General features: G+C 42.0%; 17 protein-coding genes. 16 read left to right on the plus strand and 1 reads right to left on the minus strand.

Translation table 11 applies throughout. The annotated features are described in order from the left end of the window. The first annotated feature begins 43 nt into the window (after window positions 1-43). The 13 genes from Q5C82_RS12685 (at window position 44) to fni (ending at window position 12,002) form a co-directional block, all read left to right on the plus strand. Entirely contained in the window at window positions 44-487 is a 444-nt protein-coding gene (locus Q5C82_RS12685) for a YpbF family protein (RefSeq protein ID WP_003225471.1), read from the plus strand. 83 nt (window positions 488-570) lie between these two features. Further along, window positions 571-1,350, plus strand: coding sequence for a metallophosphoesterase (locus Q5C82_RS12690; RefSeq protein ID WP_003225472.1), 780 nt, complete (start codon window positions 571-573; stop codon window positions 1,348-1,350). A 159-nt stretch (window positions 1,351-1,509) separates the two neighbouring features. Next, window positions 1,510-2,094, plus strand: a complete 585-nt coding sequence (locus tag Q5C82_RS12695) for a genetic competence negative regulator (RefSeq protein WP_003225475.1) — start codon at window positions 1,510-1,512, stop codon at window positions 2,092-2,094. A 156-nt stretch (window positions 2,095-2,250) separates the two neighbouring features. Then, window positions 2,251-3,525, plus strand: coding sequence for an NAD-specific glutamate dehydrogenase (gene gudB / locus Q5C82_RS12700; RefSeq protein WP_003225477.1), 1,275 nt, complete (start codon window positions 2,251-2,253; stop codon window positions 3,523-3,525). A gap of 109 nt (window positions 3,526-3,634) precedes the next feature. After that, complete coding sequence (locus tag Q5C82_RS12705) at window positions 3,635-4,609, plus strand: YpdA family putative bacillithiol disulfide reductase (RefSeq protein WP_003225481.1); 975 nt, start codon at window positions 3,635-3,637, stop codon at window positions 4,607-4,609. Window positions 4,610-4,726: 117 nt separating this feature from the next. Further along, the gene (gene prsW, locus Q5C82_RS12710) at window positions 4,727-5,383 is read left to right on the plus strand and encodes a glutamic-type intramembrane protease PrsW (protein ID WP_003225483.1); all 657 of its coding nucleotides are present in this window, start codon (window positions 4,727-4,729) and stop codon (window positions 5,381-5,383) included. A gap of 152 nt (window positions 5,384-5,535) precedes the next feature. Then, complete coding sequence (gene sleB / locus Q5C82_RS12715) at window positions 5,536-6,447, plus strand: spore cortex-lytic enzyme (protein ID WP_003225485.1); 912 nt, start codon at window positions 5,536-5,538, stop codon at window positions 6,445-6,447. A gap of 35 nt (window positions 6,448-6,482) precedes the next feature. Next, window positions 6,483-7,835 (plus strand): germination protein YpeB, encoded by a 1,353-nt coding sequence (gene ypeB / locus Q5C82_RS12720; protein ID WP_003225487.1) that lies wholly within the window; start codon window positions 6,483-6,485, stop codon window positions 7,833-7,835. 93 nt (window positions 7,836-7,928) lie between these two features. After that, complete coding sequence (locus Q5C82_RS12725) at window positions 7,929-8,582, plus strand: flagellar brake protein (protein WP_003225488.1); 654 nt, start codon at window positions 7,929-7,931, stop codon at window positions 8,580-8,582. A gap of 45 nt (window positions 8,583-8,627) precedes the next feature. Further along, window positions 8,628-8,804, plus strand: a complete 177-nt coding sequence (locus Q5C82_RS12730; protein WP_003225491.1) for a YpfB family protein — start codon at window positions 8,628-8,630, stop codon at window positions 8,802-8,804. 78 nt (window positions 8,805-8,882) lie between these two features. Next, window positions 8,883-9,557, plus strand: a complete 675-nt coding sequence (cmk, locus tag Q5C82_RS12735; RefSeq protein ID WP_003225493.1) for a (d)CMP kinase — start codon at window positions 8,883-8,885, stop codon at window positions 9,555-9,557. Between the two features lie 234 nt (window positions 9,558-9,791). Further along, on the plus strand, window positions 9,792-10,940 hold the full coding sequence (gene rpsA, locus Q5C82_RS12740; protein ID WP_003225495.1) for a 30S ribosomal protein S1: 1,149 nt from the start codon (window positions 9,792-9,794) through the stop codon (window positions 10,938-10,940). Between the two features lie 12 nt (window positions 10,941-10,952). Continuing rightward, window positions 10,953-12,002: a type 2 isopentenyl-diphosphate Delta-isomerase gene (fni, locus tag Q5C82_RS12745; protein WP_003225497.1), complete on the plus strand. Its 1,050-nt coding sequence runs from the start codon at window positions 10,953-10,955 to the stop codon at window positions 12,000-12,002. A gap of 42 nt (window positions 12,003-12,044) precedes the next feature. On the opposite strand, the gene Q5C82_RS12750 is transcribed toward fni, so the two are convergent. Beyond that, window positions 12,045-12,176 (minus strand): YpzI family protein, encoded by a 132-nt coding sequence (locus Q5C82_RS12750; RefSeq protein WP_003225499.1) that lies wholly within the window; start codon window positions 12,174-12,176, stop codon window positions 12,045-12,047. Between the two features lie 77 nt (window positions 12,177-12,253). Here Q5C82_RS12750 and Q5C82_RS12755 point away from each other — a divergent pair, with 77 nt between their 5' ends. Genes Q5C82_RS12755 through Q5C82_RS12765 form a run of 3 tightly spaced genes read left to right on the plus strand, consistent with a single transcriptional unit; the run spans window position 12,254 to window position 13,934 of the window. Next, complete coding sequence (locus Q5C82_RS12755; protein WP_003225501.1) at window positions 12,254-12,853, plus strand: hypothetical protein; 600 nt, start codon at window positions 12,254-12,256, stop codon at window positions 12,851-12,853. Then, the gene (locus Q5C82_RS12760; RefSeq protein ID WP_003225503.1) at window positions 12,850-13,743 is read left to right on the plus strand and encodes a YIEGIA family protein; all 894 of its coding nucleotides are present in this window, start codon (window positions 12,850-12,852) and stop codon (window positions 13,741-13,743) included. Before Q5C82_RS12755 ends, Q5C82_RS12760 begins: the two co-directional genes overlap by 4 nt. Further along, on the plus strand, window positions 13,740-13,934 hold the full coding sequence (locus tag Q5C82_RS12765) for a hypothetical protein (RefSeq protein WP_003225505.1): 195 nt from the start codon (window positions 13,740-13,742) through the stop codon (window positions 13,932-13,934). Before Q5C82_RS12760 ends, Q5C82_RS12765 begins: the two co-directional genes overlap by 4 nt. Window positions 13,935-13,952: the final 18 nt, after the last annotated feature.

Consider the following 13,952-nt stretch of genomic DNA (forward strand, 5'->3'; position numbering starts at 1 on the left):
GCTCATATATTGTAGCAATGAAAATGGACAAGGTGTGAAGCGTATGGAAACCTTATGGAATCAGCTGGATCAGTTTACAGACGCGCCGACCAAACAGATGCTCCAAGCGCTGGTGAAACGAAAACAAAAATTTGAAAATTATGCAACGCAATGCCGCAGATGGCGATGGACTTCACTCATTTGCTTAGGCCTATTATGTATTATGCTCATGATCAAAAGCCCGGAGCCTCAGCTCGTTCTTCAAGAAATGCTTAGCCATATCTTTTATTTATTTTGGATGATGGCAACCGCTTTTGCATACTGCACTTCATATTATTTTAAGAAAAAGGAAGAAAAAGCTGAGGGCGATTTTCATAAACTGAGATGCGAAATTATTCAGAAAAGCACTGATCTTTGGCCGCAGCCGGATAAATGGAAGGCAAGAGAATCTGTTTTTCAAATGATGAAGCACAAATATGACATTAATCTATATTTTGAAAGTAAATAAAATCGGGCGTTTTCTCAAACGATAGAAACGTCTTTTTTTATTGTCCGTCTTATTGATAAGTTCTAAAAGAATGGAGAGTTTTTATGAAGCTATCAGTGAAATTTGCCGGTGTGCTAACTGTGGCGGCAGCGGCAATGACGGCAAAGATGTACTCAACAGCAAAAGGAAACCATTTGAAAACACATACGTTTCCTTTATCAAAAATGAAGGGCAAGCCGCCTCTTACAATCTTTTTTATTTCGGACATTCACAAACGTCTCATCGATCAAGACCTTTTAGAAAAAGCGCGAAGCCATACCCCTCACTTAGTTATCATCGGCGGTGATTTAGCCGAGGGCGGGGTGCCTAGTACTAGAATCGAAGAAAACATCAAAAGGCTCGCGGCTTTCGGGGTCCCTGTCGTGTTTGTGTGGGGGAATAACGATTATGAAGTCAGGCAGCATAAGCTGTATTCCATATTCAAAGCGCACGGTGTCATCACTCTGAGGAATGAGTCAGTTCCGTTTACGTACAACGGCCATACGATTGCGATTGCCGGAGTTGATGATATCAGGATGGAGATGGATCATTATGAGGAAGCCATTAAAGAACTCGACAAAGGCAAGCTGAATATTCTGATATGTCATAACCCGGAGATTCATGAACAAATCAATGAAGCTGACGGCATTGATGCGATATTCAGCGGACATACCCACGGCGGTCAGATTAGGTTTGGAAAATTCGGCCCGTATGAACTCGGGAAAACAGGCATTGTTAAAAATGCAGCGTATCTCATCAGCAACGGATATGGAACAACAAAAGTGCCTCTTCGTTTAGGTGCTAAGCCGGAAACACACATTGTGACGCTTTGTGCACCGGAATAACTTCTCAAAAGCAAAAAATCCATAAGGTAATAAAAACTGCATTGTGCTTGTCTTACTAGTGAACTCAGTGTAAACTGATAACAATTAAGAACCTATGACTCATCATCTCATATAATGTGTTATATGATTTGTGTGCAAGTAGAGGCAGGAGGGAACGTTATGCGGCTTGAGCGTCTGAATTATAATAAGATCAAAATCTTTTTGACCCTCGATGATTTGACAGACCGGGGATTGACAAAAGAAGACCTCTGGAAGGACTCATTTAAAGTCCACCAGTTATTTAAAGATATGATGAATGAAGCTAATACAGAGCTCGGCTTTGAAGCGAATGGACCGATTGCAGTGGAAGTGTATTCTCTCCAAGCACAAGGGATGGTTGTGATCGTAACAAAGAACCAAGACGCCGATTCAGAAGACGATGAGTATGATGATGATTACATCGAAATGCAAGTCAAGCTTGATGAAAGTGCGGACATCATTTATCAATTCCATTCCTTTGAAGATATCATTCAGCTTTCAGAAAGCTTACAGCGAATCGGTATCAATGGGGGAACTGTCTACCACTATGACGGACAGTACTTTTTAAGCCTTGAAGACCTGGGGTCACATACGGCTGAGGGGGTTGTGGCGGTTCTGGCTGAATACGGCAATCCGACAACTTTAACGATTTATCGCTTGCAAGAGTATGGTAAGCTCATAATGGACGGTAATGCCGTTGAGACGATACAGACTCATTTTTCATAAGAATGCAACGGAAAACTGCTGATTTCACAGCAGTTTTTTTCGTTAAAAAACATGGAAAAACATAACGTTTATTCTATGCACAGATCATATGAAGGTGTATACTATTCTCTGAAAGGGAGCATGTGAGAAACAGAAGATTCTAGGAGGTTAACTCAAATGGCAGCCGATCGAAACACCGGTCATACAGAAGAGGACAAACTTGATGTATTAAAATCAACCCAAACCGTAATACATAAGGCTCTGGAAAAATTGGGATATCCCGAAGAAGTGTACGAACTGTTAAAGGAGCCGATGAGGTTATTAACGGTAAAAATACCTGTTCGTATGGACGACGGTTCAGTAAAGATTTTTACAGGTTATCGTGCGCAGCACAATGACTCTGTCGGTCCGACGAAAGGCGGGATACGTTTTCACCCGAACGTAACAGAAAAAGAGGTGAAGGCGCTTTCTATTTGGATGAGTTTAAAATGCGGCATAATTGATCTTCCATATGGCGGTGGTAAAGGCGGAATTGTTTGTGATCCAAGGGATATGTCGTTTAGAGAGCTGGAGCGTCTGAGCAGAGGGTATGTCAGAGCAATCAGCCAAATTGTCGGCCCGACGAAAGACGTGCCGGCGCCGGATGTATTTACAAACTCACAAATCATGGCTTGGATGATGGATGAGTATTCAAGAATTGATGAATTTAATTCGCCTGGATTTATTACAGGCAAGCCGCTTGTGCTTGGCGGATCTCATGGGAGAGAATCTGCGACAGCAAAAGGTGTAACCATCTGTATTAAGGAAGCGGCTAAGAAAAAAGGCATCGATATTAAAGGCGCGCGTGTTGTTGTCCAAGGCTTCGGAAACGCGGGAAGCTATTTGGCGAAATTTATGCATGATGCAGGGGCAAAGGTTGTCGGCATTTCAGATGCGTATGGCGGACTTTATGATCCTGAAGGCCTCGATATCGATTACTTACTCGACCGCCGCGACAGCTTCGGTACCGTAACAAAGCTTTTCAACGATACCATTACAAACCAAGAGCTGTTGGAGCTGGATTGTGATATCCTCGTTCCTGCTGCGATTGAAAATCAAATTACAGAAGAAAATGCCCATAATATCCAGGCTAAAATTGTTGTTGAAGCGGCAAATGGGCCAACAACGCTTGAAGGAACAAAAATTCTTTCAGACCGGGACATTCTGCTTGTACCGGACGTGCTGGCAAGTGCCGGGGGCGTAACAGTTTCTTATTTTGAATGGGTTCAGAATAACCAAGGTTTCTACTGGAGTGAAGAAGAGGTAGAAGAAAAATTAGAAAAAATGATGGTCAAATCATTTAACAATATTTATGAAATGGCTAAAAACCGAAGAATTGACATGAGACTCGCTGCTTATATGGTCGGCGTTCGCAAAATGGCTGAAGCTTCGCGTTTTAGAGGCTGGATATAAGTTGATGATTTGCATAAAAATAAAAAATCTCCTATGATAAAATAGGAGATTTTTTTATTCGGAAATAGAAAAATATGAAGTGAATTGCCAATCGCAGGAGTTGACGGAAATGATTCAAGAAAAAGCAATAATTATAGGCGGAGGACCTTGCGGACTATCTGCTGCCATTCACCTAAAACAAATTGGCATTGATGCCCTCGTCATCGAAAAAGGAAATGTCGTTAACAGTATTTACAATTATCCAACGCATCAAACCTTTTTCAGCTCAAGTGAAAAGCTTGAAATCGGAGACGTGGCATTTATTACGGAAAACAGAAAGCCTGTCAGAATTCAGGCTTTGTCGTATTACCGGGAAGTCGTCAAAAGGAAAAACATCCGTGTAAATGCGTTTGAGATGGTGCATAAAGTGACGAAAGCGGAAAACAATACATTCGTTATAGAGACGTCAAAAGGAACCTACACGACGCCATATTGTATTATTGCAACTGGCTACTATGATCATCCAAACTATATGAATGTACCCGGTGAGGATTTGCCAAAAGTATTTCATTATTTTAAAGAAGGCCACCCATACTTTGATAAAGATGTTGTCGTCATCGGCGGGAAAAATTCAAGCGTAGACGCTGCCCTTGAACTCGTAAAATCTGGAGCGCATGTCACAGTTTTATACAGGGGCAAGGAGTATTCGCCAAGCATTAAGCCATGGATTCTGCCTGAATTTGAATCGCTCGTCAGAAACGGTACAATCCGTATGGAATTTGGCGCTAGTGTCGAAAAAATCACCGAGGGTGAAGTTGTATTCCGCTCCGGTGAAAAGAAACTCATCACCATTAAAAATGATTTTGTATTTGCCATGACAGGCTATCATCCTGACCATGAATTTCTTGAAAAAATGGGTGTTGAAATTGATAAAGAAACAGGACGCCCGTTTTTCAATGAAGAAACGATGGAAACGAACGTTAAAGGTATTTTTATTGCCGGGGTCATTGCTGCAGGGAACAATGCAAATGAAATATTTATTGAAAACGGCAGATTTCACGGAGGACATATCGCAGCGGAAATCGCAAAAAGAGAAAATCATTAAAGAAGAGAGCATATGATGAATTCGTATGCTCTTTTTGTTTTTTTAGGTTAGACAGATGTAAAATCATAAACAACATGGTAGGATAGACTTAGGAATATAAAGGAAAGAGGTTGCCTGATGTTTGCAATCATCTCTGCAGGAATTGCTCCCGGCATCGCGCTGTTAAGTTATTTTTATTTAAAAGATCAGTATGATAATGAACCTGTACATATGGTGCTTCGGTCGTTTTTTCTAGGGGTTGTTCTTGTATTTCCCACAATGTTTATCCAGTACGTGCTTGAAAAAGAGAATGTGGGAGGCGGAAGCTTTTTCGTTTCTTTTTTATCTTCAGGGTTTTTGGAGGAATCATTAAAATGGTTTATTCTGATGGTCAGTGTTTACCCGCACGCCCACTTTGATGAGCATTATGACGGGATTGTATACGGGGCAAGTGTATCGCTCGGTTTTGCAACCCTCGAAAATATTCTTTATTTAATTGGCCACGGTGTGGAGCATGCGTTCGTCAGGGCGCTCCTGCCTGTTTCATGCCATGCCTTAATAGGAGTTATTATGGGATTTTACCTTGGGAAAGCCCGTTTTTCCACTGATAAGGCGCGTGTGAAGTGGCTTATTCTTTCTTTAGCTCTCCCGTCACTTTTGCATGGATCGTATGATTTTATCCTGACAGCACTCAGCAATTGGATTTATTATATGTTTCCATTTATGTTATTTTTATGGTGGTTTGGTTTGCGAAAAGCGAAAAAAGCCCGTTCCGTCAATATGATGCAAGTATAGAAGCCGCACAGTAACCGTGCGGCTTTTTTGTGTGTCGATTTATCAAAACAGATTTTATGTTCTGAGGGATAACAAGGAAAGAGTGTATAAAAATAACCTCGTTACAGAAAATACGATTACACTTAAAAATTTGCTGTAGGAGGCTTGAAAAGATGAAGTCCAAAGGATCGATTATGGCATGTCTCATCCTTTTTTCCTTTACAATAATGACGTTTATCAATACTGAAACCATCTCTGCCTTTTCGAATCAGGTCATTCAAAGAGGGGCAACTGGGGACGATGTGGTCGAACTCCAGGCGCGCCTTCAGTACAACGGATACTACAACGGAAAAATTGACGGGGTTTATGGATGGGGAACGTACTGGGCAGTTCGAAACTTTCAGGATCAATTCGGGTTAAAAGAGGTTGACGGCCTTGTCGGGGCTAAAACAAAGCAAACCTTAATATCTAAATCTAAATACTACCGTGAATATGTCATGGAACAGCTGAATAAAGGGAATACCTTCACGCATTACGGAAAAATTCCGCTGAAATACCAGACGAAACCTTCAAAAGCAGCAACGCAAAAAGCAAGACAGCAAGCAGAGGCGCGGCAAAAACAGCCTGCTGAAAAAACAACACAGCAGCCTAAAGCGAATAAACAGCAAAACAATACACCTGCAAAAGCAAGAGAACAGGATGCGGTCGCAGCAAACATGCCTGGCGGATTTTCCAACAATGATATCAGGCTCCTTTCTCAGGCAGTTTATGGCGAAGCCCGGGGAGAGCCGTACGAGGGACAGGTTGCCATTGCAGCAGTCATTTTGAACCGGTTGAACAGCCCGTTATTTCCGAATTCTGTAGCGGGGGTTATTTTTGAGCCGCTAGCCTTCACAGCAGTAGCTGACGGGCAAATTTACATGCAACCGAATGAAACGGCCAGAGAAGCAGTGCTGGATGCTATCAATGGATGGGACCCATCAGAGGAAGCGCTGTACTATTTTAACCCGGATACGGCTACAAGTGCTTGGATTTGGGGACGTCCGCAGATTAAAAGAATCGGTAAACACATTTTCTGTGAGTAGCAGGACATGAGAAAGCATAAAAAGAGGTGTGATAAATGATCAGAGGAATTTTAATCGCCGTGCTCGGTATTGCAATAGTCGGTACAGGCTACTGGGGATACAAGGAGCACCAGGAAAAAGACGCAGTTCTTCTTCATGCTGAAAATAACTATCAGCGGGCGTTTCATGAACTTACCTATCAGATGGATCAGCTTCATGATAAAATCGGAACAACACTTGCCATGAACAGCCAAAAATCACTGTCACCTGCATTGATAGATGTGTGGAGGATTACATCTGAAGCTCATAACAGCGTCAGCCAGCTGCCGCTTACATTAATGCCGTTTAACAAAACAGAAGAGCTATTATCAAAGATCGGGGATTTCAGTTATAAAACGTCAGTCAGAGATTTAGAACAAAAGCCGCTTGATAAAAACGAATATACATCACTAAATAAGCTATATCAGCAGTCCGAAGATATACAAAATGAACTGCGTCATGTACAGCACCTTGTCATGAGCAAAAACCTTCGCTGGATGGACGTGGAGATGGCACTGGCTTCTGACGAAAAACAAAGTGATAATACGATTATCAACAGCTTTAAAACTGTCGAAAAGAATGTTGGTGCATTCTCCACGGGAACAGATCTCGGCCCGAGTTTCACCAGCACAAAAAAAGAAGAGAAAGGCTTCGACCATCTGAAGGGAAAACAAATTTCCGAACAAGAAGCAAAACAAATTGCTGAGCGCTTTGCCCCGGATGACAATTATTCCATTAAAGTAGTAAAGAGCGGGAAAAAAACAAATCGTGACGTTTATAGCATCAGCATGAAAGACCCAGACCATAAAGCAGCGATTTATATGGATGTTACGAAAAAGGGCGGGCATCCGGTATATTTGATTCAAAACAGAGAAGTGAAAGATCAGAAAATCAGCTTGAATGACGGATCGAACCGTGCACTTGCCTTTTTAAAGAAAAATGGATATGAGACAGATGATTTGGAAATTGATGAAAGTGCCCAATATGATAAAATAGGTGTATTTTCATATGTCCCTGTTGAAAATAAAGTCCGGATGTATCCGGAAGCGATTCGTATGAAAGTGGCCTTGGATGACGGTGAGGTTGTTGGGTTTTCAGCAAGAGACTTCCTAACAGCCCATAGAAAAAGAGATATACCCAAGCCGGCTATTACTGAAGCAGAGGCAAAATCTAAATTAAATAAAAATGTACAAGTGAGAGAAACAAGGCTCGCTTTGATTACAAATGAACTTGGCCAAGAAGTATTATGCTATGAAATGCTCGGAACAATTGAAAATGACACATTTAGAATGTATATTAACGCCAAGGACGGATCAGAAGAAAAGGTTGAAAAACTAAAAAATGCAGAGCCTATATATAAAGACCTATAAAAACTAGTAGGAAAGGACTAAATGTCTTTTCCTTTTTTTCATTACGTGCTTTAATAAAAAAGCGAGTATATTGAATACGAAAGAGTGAAGTTAATGATAGAGATTGGAGAAAATGTACTTTTAGAATATATAGAAGAAAATGAATTAAAAAAAGCAAAGAGCAAGGCAGTCAGCATCGAAAACAATGAACTTTTGATTGCATATCCGGTTGATGTAGTTACAGGGCGAACTGTGATTTTACATAACGATATGGAAGTAACGGTAGAGTTTGTGGGCAAAGATGAAGTTCCTTACCGTTTTACAAGCCGTATAAAAGGTAAAGTGAAGGAAAAACTTCAAATGATCTGTCTTGAAGTGCCTCCCAGTGAAAAAATGAAACGAATCCAGCGCCGCCAGTATGTAAGAACTGATGCGGTATTGGATGTGCAAATTCAGCCGACAAATAAAGAAGAGTTTCGCACACTTTCCTATAACATCAGCGCAGGCGGCATCGCCGTAATTTTAGCTGATGGCCGTTCTTTTCAATCCGGGGAATCATTGCGACTTATCATCAGTCTTCCTGAAGAGGAGAACACACGTCAAATAGAAACAGAAGCCGTTGTCAGACGAATCTTTGACGACCTGAAATCAGGGAAATGTAAAATGACCCTTGAGTTTACTGAAATCGCAGCAAGTGACCAGCAGTTCCTGCTTCAATATTGCATCCGGCGCCAGTTAAATAAGAGAAGGAAGACAAGGATGGAATAAACATCGGCAAACACTTCCATACTATTTGTGATGGAGGTGCTCCGATTGAAAACATTTGAACGACTGCTGATTAAATTATTGTTCATACAGGCCATCATTTTACTTGGTGTCCAGATTCTTTTTCACTATCAGCATATTGAACCTTATGTATCAAAAGTGATTCAATATGAAGGGGTGGATAAAATGGAGGAGAACAATAGGATTGAAACCTTCAAACATTAATTATTCGTCAATTTTTCACCCTTTTTCATAAAGTTCGTGATACAATCCATAGAGGAGAAAAGAGCAAGGAGAGGAATTATGGAAAAGAAATTATCGATTGCAATTGATGGCCCGGCAGCTGCGGGGAAAAGCACCGTTGCCAAAATTGTGGCTGAGAAAAAATCGTACATATATATTGATACAGGAGCAATGTATCGGGCGATAACGTACGCGGCTTTACAAGAAAACGTTGATCTGACAAATGAAGAAAAATTGGCTGAGCTGCTAAAGCGGACAGACATTGAACTGATTACAGCAAAAGAAGGACAAAAAGTGCTCGTTAATGGCACCGATGTAACTGAGGCGATCAGAACAGACGAAGTCAGCAACCAAGTTTCAATTGCGGCCAAGCACAGAAGCGTCAGAGAAGAAATGGTGAAACGCCAGCAGCAGCTTGGGGAAAAAGGCGGCGTCGTGATGGATGGACGTGATATCGGGACTCACGTGCTGCCAAATGCAGAAGTGAAAATTTTTCTTTTGGCATCTGTTGAAGAGAGAGCGAAACGCCGTTATGAAGAAAATGTGAAAAAAGGCTACGATGTCAACTATGAAACATTGATAGAGGAAATTGCAAGAAGAGATAAGCTTGATTCAGAGCGCGAAGTATCTCCATTGCGCAAAGCAGAAGACGCTCTTGAAATCGACACGACATCCCTTTCTATTCAAGAGGTAGCTGATAAAATCCTCGAGGCGGTCGAACAAAAGTCCCGCTGATTACGGCAAATGCCACTTTTTTTGAATTTTTCAACGAAGAAAGAATGTTATTGCTTGACAAACCTGTCCTTTTATTAGAAGTTAATACTAATAAAACTTTTTATTGATCATTCAAAAAACTTTTTTGGATGATTCTTTAATACATATTCGGCTAAAAAGCGGACATGTTTATATGTTCAGCTTTCAAACCGTTTTAATTAAGCAGTGTAGGTTTGGACCAAGGAGGTTATTCAAATGACAGAGGAAATGAATCAAATTGATGTTCAAGTGCCAGAGGTTGGAGATGTAGTTAAAGGGATTGTGACAAAGGTAGAGGACAAACATGTGGATGTTGAAATTATCAATGTCAAACAGTCCGGCATTATTCCAATCAGTGAATTATCAAGTCTTCATGTAGAGAAAGCATCGGATGTTGTTAAAGTAGACGACGAGCTTGACCTGAAAGTAACAAAAGTGGAAGACGATGCTTTGATTTTATCTAAACGTGCTGTTGATGCAGACCGCGCTTGGGAAGACCTTGAGAAAAAATTTGAAACAAAAGAAGTGTTTGAAGCTGAAGTAAAAGATGTCGTGAAAGGCGGCCTTGTCGTTGATATCGGCGTTCGCGGTTTTATTCCGGCATCACTTGTTGAAGCGCATTTCGTTGAAGATTTCACTGACTATAAAGGGAAAACACTGTCTCTGCTCGTTGTAGAGCTTGACCGTGACAAAAACCGCGTCATCCTTTCACACCGTGCTGTTGTTGAAAGTGAACAAGCGAATAAAAAACAAGAACTTCTTCAGTCACTTGAAGTTGGAAGTGTACTTGATGGCAAAGTGCAGCGCCTGACTGATTTTGGCGCATTTGTTGATATCGGCGGTATCGATGGACTTGTACACATTTCACAGCTTTCCCACTCCCATGTAGAGAAGCCGTCTGATGTTGTTGAAGAGGGACAAGAAGTAAAAGTGAAAGTATTATCCGTAGACCGTGATAATGAACGTATTTCTTTATCCATCAAAGATACACTGCCTGGACCGTGGAGCCAAATCGGCGAGAAAGTGAAGCCTGGCGATGTGCTTGAAGGAACGGTGCAGCGTCTTGTCAGCTTCGGTGCCTTTGTTGAAATCCTTCCAGGTGTTGAAGGGCTTGTTCATATTTCTCAAATTTCCAATAAACACATCGGCACGCCGCATGAAGTCCTTGAAGAAGGACAGACTGTAAAAGTGAAGGTTCTTGATGTGAATGAAAATGAGGAGCGCATTTCATTAAGCATGCGTGAACTTGAAGAAGCGCCTAAAGCCGATCAAGAGGATTACCGTCAATATCAGGCGAAGGAAGAAACAAGCACTGGCTTCCAGCTTGGAGACTTGATCGGAGATAAGCTGAATAAACTAAAATAATTGGTGATAAACGTGACTCGAGCAGAACGGAAAAGACAACACATCAATCATGCCCTGTCCACCGGCCAAAAGCGGGAAACAGGTCTTGATGATATTACGTTTGTTCATGTCAGTCTGCCCGATCTTGCATTAGAACAAGTAGATATTTCCACAAAAATCGGCGAACTTTCAAGCAGTTCGCCGATTTTTATCAATGCAATGACTGGCGGCGGCGGACAACTTACATATGAAATTAATAAATCTCTTGCACGAGCGGCTCGTCAAGCTGGAATACCTCTTGCTGTCGGATCGCAAATGTCAGCATTAAAAGATCCCTCAGAGCGTGTTTCGTATGAAATCGTTCGAAAGGTAAACCCAAACGGATTGATTTTTGCCAACTTGGGAAGCGAGGCGACAGCTGATCAGGCGAAGGAAGCAGTTGATATGATTGAAGCAGATGCCCTGCAGATTCACTTGAATGTGATTCAGGAAATTGTAATGCCTGAAGGGGACAGAAGCTTTAGCGGCGCTCTGGGCCGCATAGAGCAAATTTGCAGTCAGGTCAGTGTACCAGTCATTGTGAAAGAAGTTGGCTTTGGTATGAGCAAAGAGTCAGCAGGGAAACTGTATGAAGCTGGTGCTGCAGCTATTGATATTAGCGGCTACGGGGGTACAAACTTTTCGAAAATCGAAAATCTCCGAAGACAGCGGCAAATCAGCTTTTTTAACTCATGGGGCATTTCAACAGCCGCAAGTTTGGCGGAAATCCGTTCTGCGTTTCCCGCAAGTACAATGATTGCCTCCGGCGGCCTGCAGGATGCGCTTGATGTGGCAAGGGCAATTGCGCTTGGGGCCTCTTGCACCGGAATGGCAGGACACTTTTTAAAAGCGCTGACTGACAGCGGTGAGGAAGGCCTGCTTGAGGAGATTCAGCTGATCCTTGAGGAATTAAAAATGATTATGACCGTGCTGGGCGCCAGAACGATTGCTGATTTGCAAAAGGCGCCTCTTGTAATCAAAGGTGATACCCATCACTGGCTCACAGAGAGAGGGATCGATACGTCCAGCTATAGCATGAGATAAATGATAAAAGCCCAAAACCTAATGAGTTTTGGGCTTTTTATATTATGATTTTCGCTTTTTGAATCTTCCGTTTTGTTCAAGGCTCGTCGCTCCGTCATAGTGAATGGACTGATCGCGGTCTGATTCGACTCTGCCCGAAGCTTTGAGTTTTTTCTCCTGTCTGTCTTTTCCCATGATCATGCTCCTTAATGTGAGATGGATTGTTTAAAAAATGCGCTTGGGCTCCATACTGGAAATATGGAGGAAGCAAAATGGAACAATTTTATTACTATTGGTCAATGTGGTTTCTATGGGTCCTGACAACCTTTATTTTTGAAAAGACGAAAAGACGATTTGCCGTCTCTGTCTTTATTTTGACTAATATTATTTTTAGCATACATGACATCACGTTATATTTTTCCCTGAATGCTGCTTATATGATGTTTTTCGTCTGCGGGTGTGTCTATGCCGGGTATTTGGGAATGTATCGTTTTCGATATCTCATGGTCTATTTGACGCTTGTTGCCGGGTATGCGTTTGTTTATCTTTTTGCATTATATGATCCGGTTTGGTTCATCATAAAACCTGAGTGGGCTGCCGTTTTATTAATAGTGCTTTTGACAGCTTCGGTTGAAAGGGATTTCAAGAAGCAGCTTGCCTTATTTGTCTTAGGGATGTGCCAAGGCGAACTAGTGTATTCATTTGTGATTCAAAAGTTGGCCGGGACTTTGGCTGTCGGCGGCTTTCAATGGCTGAATGCTTGTTCTGCAGGAATGATATTGCTGTTTGGCATATCTAAATACGAACAGCTCGCAAGCCAGATTGGTCAAAAAAGCAAAAGATCTAACAAAGGAGCTACCAAAATGTCATGAGTGATTACATCTATCCGATTATTGCCGGGGTCATTGCCGGAGTCGCGACAAGGCTTTATATGCTCAAAACGGATTACCGCCAGTATCCGACCTATGTTCATGGGAAAGTGATTCACATTGCACTAGGGCTGATAGCGGCTGGTTTAGGGGCAATCATTATGCCGGCGCTTTTGCAGGAGGAATTTACGGCCATCACATTTTTAACGTTGGCAGCGACGCAATTTAGAGATGTCCGAAACATGGAGCGGAACACGCTGACGCAAATGGATTCATATGAACTTGTTTCAAGGGGAAGCACATATATTGAGGGAATTGCCATTGCGTTTGAAAGCAGAAATTATATCGTAATCTTTACAGCGCTTTTAACAACCTCTGCGTATGTGTTTTTATCCATTTGGGCTGCAGTCATAGCGGCTGTTATTTGTTTTTTGCTGGCAATGAAATTTATGTCGGGCAGTGTGTTGAAGGATATTGTCGACATCGAGTACATAAAGCCTCACTTTGACGGTCCGGGACTGTTTGTTGATAATATTTATATGATGAATATCGGGCTTCCGGAGAAACAAGAGCTGATTTTAAAGCATGGTATGGGCTTTATTTTAACGCCGAAAAACTTTAATTCAGCAGCGACGATTGCCAACTTAGGACAGCGCCAGGCGATTTTATTTGATGTTTCCAATGTGCTCGGGGTTTATCGGGATTCAGGCGAGCCGTCTCTGACCCCCATTGCAAAACGTGATTTAAATGACGGGAGAGTGGCAGTCTTTGTTCTGCCGCAAATTAACCACCCTAAAACGGCTGTTCAGATCATCAGCAATGTTCCAACCTTGGAAAACGCGATCAGAATGCCGACAGAATTTATCAAGAACCAGGATAAGGTGATAGGATGAGTGAATCTCTCACGAAAGTGATTTTGTCTGTGATCACGACGAACCGAAACCGGGCTGCAGGGGGAGCGCCTGTCTTTTTTTGCAATGACCAAAAGGAGATGGAGCTTTTCGCTAAAAATCTTGAGGCGATCCTCGATGGAATAGCGCATAAAATTGGAGATGACGTGTATTTGATCGTGAAACATTTCTAAGAATAGTTGTGATCCCAG

Origin of the sequence: uncultured Bacillus sp., from assembly GCF_958411575.1 — a bacterium.
In the GTDB taxonomy this organism is placed as follows: domain Bacteria; phylum Bacillota; class Bacilli; order Bacillales; family Bacillaceae; genus Bacillus; species Bacillus spizizenii.

Excerpts from the sequence above, each read along its gene's own strand:
- Q5C82_RS12685 (WP_003225471.1), top strand. The coding sequence starts at position 44 with ATGGAAACCTTATGGAATCAGCTGGATCAGTTTACAGACGCGCCGACC.
- Q5C82_RS12690 (WP_003225472.1), top strand. The coding sequence starts at position 571 with ATGAAGCTATCAGTGAAATTTGCCGGTGTGCTAACTGTGGCGGCAGCG.
- Q5C82_RS12695 (WP_003225475.1), top strand. The coding sequence starts at position 1,510 with ATGCGGCTTGAGCGTCTGAATTATAATAAGATCAAAATCTTTTTGACC.
- gudB (WP_003225477.1), top strand. The coding sequence starts at position 2,251 with ATGGCAGCCGATCGAAACACCGGTCATACAGAAGAGGACAAACTTGAT.
- Q5C82_RS12705 (WP_003225481.1), top strand. The coding sequence starts at position 3,635 with ATGATTCAAGAAAAAGCAATAATTATAGGCGGAGGACCTTGCGGACTA.
- prsW (WP_003225483.1), top strand. The coding sequence starts at position 4,727 with ATGTTTGCAATCATCTCTGCAGGAATTGCTCCCGGCATCGCGCTGTTA.
- sleB (WP_003225485.1), top strand. The coding sequence starts at position 5,536 with ATGAAGTCCAAAGGATCGATTATGGCATGTCTCATCCTTTTTTCCTTT.
- ypeB (WP_003225487.1), top strand. The coding sequence starts at position 6,483 with ATGATCAGAGGAATTTTAATCGCCGTGCTCGGTATTGCAATAGTCGGT.
- Q5C82_RS12725 (WP_003225488.1), top strand. The coding sequence starts at position 7,929 with ATGATAGAGATTGGAGAAAATGTACTTTTAGAATATATAGAAGAAAAT.
- cmk (WP_003225493.1), top strand. The coding sequence starts at position 8,883 with ATGGAAAAGAAATTATCGATTGCAATTGATGGCCCGGCAGCTGCGGGG.
- rpsA (WP_003225495.1), top strand. The coding sequence starts at position 9,792 with ATGACAGAGGAAATGAATCAAATTGATGTTCAAGTGCCAGAGGTTGGA.
- Q5C82_RS12750 (WP_003225499.1), bottom strand. The coding sequence starts at position 12,176 with ATGGGAAAAGACAGACAGGAGAAAAAACTCAAAGCTTCGGGCAGAGTC.
- Q5C82_RS12755 (WP_003225501.1), top strand. The coding sequence starts at position 12,254 with ATGGAACAATTTTATTACTATTGGTCAATGTGGTTTCTATGGGTCCTG.
- Q5C82_RS12760 (WP_003225503.1), top strand. The coding sequence starts at position 12,850 with ATGAGTGATTACATCTATCCGATTATTGCCGGGGTCATTGCCGGAGTC.
- Q5C82_RS12765 (WP_003225505.1), top strand. The coding sequence starts at position 13,740 with ATGAGTGAATCTCTCACGAAAGTGATTTTGTCTGTGATCACGACGAAC.